Genomic DNA, 2871 nt, shown 5'->3' with positions numbered 1-2871 from the left:
GTGCTGGTGGCCTACGGCAAGATGGTGCTGAAAGAGCAGCTCAACTGCCCGGAAGTGACCGACGAGCCCTTCCTCGCCAACATGCTGGTCACCAGCTTCCCGGCCAAAGTACAGCAGCAGTTTGGTGCCCAACTGGCCGATCACCCGCTACGCGGCGAGATAATCGCTACCCGGGTGGCCAACATGCTGGTTAACGACATGGGGCTCAACTTCGCCAGCCGGATGAAGGACGAGACCGGTGCCTCGGTCGCCGAAGTGGCTTGCTGCTTCGCCATGGCCCGCGAAGTGTTTGGCATGAACCAGCTGTGGCGCGATATCGAAGGGGGCGACAACCTGGTTGATGCCCAGACTCAGCTCGAGCTGATGTTCTACAGCCGCCGCATCGTGCGCCGTGCCACCCGCTGGTTCCTGCGCGCCCGCAATCGCAGCTGGAGCATCAGCGAGAATATCGCCTTCTTCCGCCCGGCGTTCGAGACCTTAGGGAAGCACCTCTACGAGGTGATGGATGAGAGCGAAGTGGCTGAGCATCGTCAGGCTGTTTCCAAGTGGATGGAGAAACAGGTGCCGGAGGCCATTGCCCGTCAGGTCGCCCATATGAGCAGCCTTTTCTCCAGTCTGGATCTGGCGCAGATTGCCGCCGAGCACAAAACCGATATCCTGCGCGCCGCCAACGTTTACTATCGCCTTGGTGCCAAACTGGATCTGCATTGGTTCCTCGACCAGATCAACCATCAGCCGGTTGGCAACCACTGGCAGGCGATGGCGCGGGCCTCCTTCCGCGAAGATCTTGACTGGCAGCAACGCAGTCTCACTTCTGTGGTACTGGAAGGGTGCAAAGATCAGGGAGAATGCGCTACCATACTGGCCGACTGGATTTCGGAGCATGAGCAACTCTTGTCCCGTTGGACCCATATGTTGGCCGACTTCAAGACCACCAGCACCCACGAGTTCGCCAAGTTCTCGGTGGCCTTGCGAGAGTTGAACCTGCTCCAGTTGAATTGTCGGGCGCTTTAACTGCCAGATTAAGGCATGACACCGACATTACACCCAAAGCCCCGGCCAGTTGCCGGGGCTTTCTTTAAGGAGCAAAGATGTTGTACCCCATCGCCAGGCATTTCCTGTTCAAACTCAATCCGGAACAGGCTCACGATCTCTCCATGAAATATTTGCCCCGCCTTCTCGGTACGCCACTCGATTGTTTCTTCCGCCAGAATTTGCCGAAACGCCCCGTCACTGTCATGGGGCTTTCTTTTGCCAATCCGCTGGGATTGGCGGCCGGTCTGGATAAAGATGGTGAGTGCATTGACGCGCTGGGCGCCATGGGATTTGGCTTTATCGAGGTAGGCACCGTCACCCCCAGACCCCAGAGCGGCAATGACAAGCCTCGTCTGTTCCGGGTTATTCCGGCAGAGGGGATCATCAACCGGATGGGATTCAACAACAAGGGGGTGGATCATCTGGTGGCCAAGGTGAAAGAGGCCAAATATCAGGGGGTCATCGGCATTAATATCGGCAAGAACAAAGATACTCCCATCGAACAGGGCAAGGATGATTACCTGATCTGCATGGACAAGGTTTATGATCACGCCGGTTATATTGCCGTCAATATCTCTTCCCCCAACACCCCGGGGTTGCGTTCGCTGCAATATGGCGAGGCGCTGGATGAATTGCTGGCCGCCCTCAAGGTGCGTCAGCAAGAGTTGGCCGCCCAATATAAAAAGTATGTGCCGCTGGCGGTTAAAATTGCCCCAGATTTAAGCCTTGAAGAAATAGATCAGGTGGCCGCTTCGTTGGTACGGAATGGTATTGATGGGGTTATCGCCACCAATACAACCCTCGAGCGCGAGATGATTTATGACATGCCCCACGCCGGTGAAGCGGGTGGCCTGAGTGGTCGTCCGCTGCAGCACAAGAGTACCGAGGTGATCCGTCATCTGGCCAAGGCGCTCAATGGTGCTCTGCCAATTATCGGGGTGGGTGGTATTGATAGTGCCATGGCCGCCCGTGAAAAATTGGCCGCCGGTGCCAGTCTGGTACAAATTTATAGCGGCTTTATTTATAAAGGACCGGGGTTGGTCAAAGAGATTGTGACCAATATTTAAGAAATAGATGGCGGAGCCCTTTATTTGACGTTGCTGATTTCCTGCATATGGAATAAAGTCAACTGGTAATTATCAAGTAAGGGCTCCAACATGTTTATCCAACCGACCGATAGCTGGCAATGGCACTATGATGCCCAGAGTGACCGTCTGATGTTGGACCTGTCTGATAACATGTTATTTGCGACCGAGTATAAAGGGCGACAATTGGTGCCCAGTTCGTTTGCGACTCAACCTTTTTGTGTCGATGATGCCGCCCTCTATTATCAGTTGATGGATAAAGCAGCCGAACTTGAGTGGAGTATTCCCCATCAGGTGCAATTGGTGCTTAATGCCATCGCGGTCAGTCGCTTTTATAAACCCCTGATGCCGCAAAGCTGGTTTTTTAGTGAACAGCATCCGCAAGTGATCCCGCAAAACGGTGATCTGGTCGTGATGAATACACCCCATGGCAGTGGCGAATTTATGGTCATTGAGGCAGGGGAGCAGGCCAGCGTTTGTTTGAATCTTACTGCCGATCTGGTATTGACCACCAGCAAAACCCTGCCGCGTTTCGGGGTGATCAAGGTGATGAATAACCGGATGAAACCGCGTATTACCGTGACCGAGCAATATCGTCAGGTCAGTTGAACCCACATTCTGTTAATCCTCTTGCTGTTATCTTGGACGATGCTGACCTCCTTGTTTGAAGGCTATTTGGTTTACCGATTTGTTTGCCATTGGGTTATTTTGTTTGCTGTCCTCCGCACGTTCTGTTGACTCACCTTCTGTC

At 53.8% G+C, this 2871-nt stretch carries 2 protein-coding genes and 1 pseudogene; all 3 read left to right on the top strand.

The window, feature by feature from the left end; all coding sequences use genetic code 11:
* Positions 1-1014: pseudogene (locus DBR30_RS21720) on the top strand (NAD-glutamate dehydrogenase); the annotation flags it as partial.
* 77 nt (positions 1015-1091) lie between these two features.
* A complete protein-coding gene (gene pyrD, locus DBR30_RS05910) occupies positions 1092-2102 on the top strand; it encodes a quinone-dependent dihydroorotate dehydrogenase (RefSeq protein ID WP_058052583.1) in 1011 nt (336 codons plus the stop codon).
* A gap of 90 nt (positions 2103-2192) precedes the next feature.
* Entirely contained in the window at positions 2193-2729 is a 537-nt protein-coding gene (locus DBR30_RS05905; protein WP_108542394.1) for a cell division protein ZapC, read from the top strand.
* The last annotated feature ends 142 nt before the right edge of the window (positions 2730-2871 follow it).

The sequence above is a fragment of the Aeromonas sp. HMWF017 genome, assembly GCF_003061465.1.
GTDB classification, from domain to species: Bacteria; Pseudomonadota; Gammaproteobacteria; order Enterobacterales; family Aeromonadaceae; genus Aeromonas; species Aeromonas veronii.
Note: the sequence above shows the minus strand (reverse complement) of the source record. Positions and strands in the feature narration are given on the sequence as shown.

Excerpts from the sequence above, each read along its gene's own strand:
- pyrD (WP_058052583.1), top strand. The coding sequence starts at position 1,092 with ATGTTGTACCCCATCGCCAGGCATTTCCTGTTCAAACTCAATCCGGAA.
- DBR30_RS05905 (WP_108542394.1), top strand. The coding sequence starts at position 2,193 with ATGTTTATCCAACCGACCGATAGCTGGCAATGGCACTATGATGCCCAG.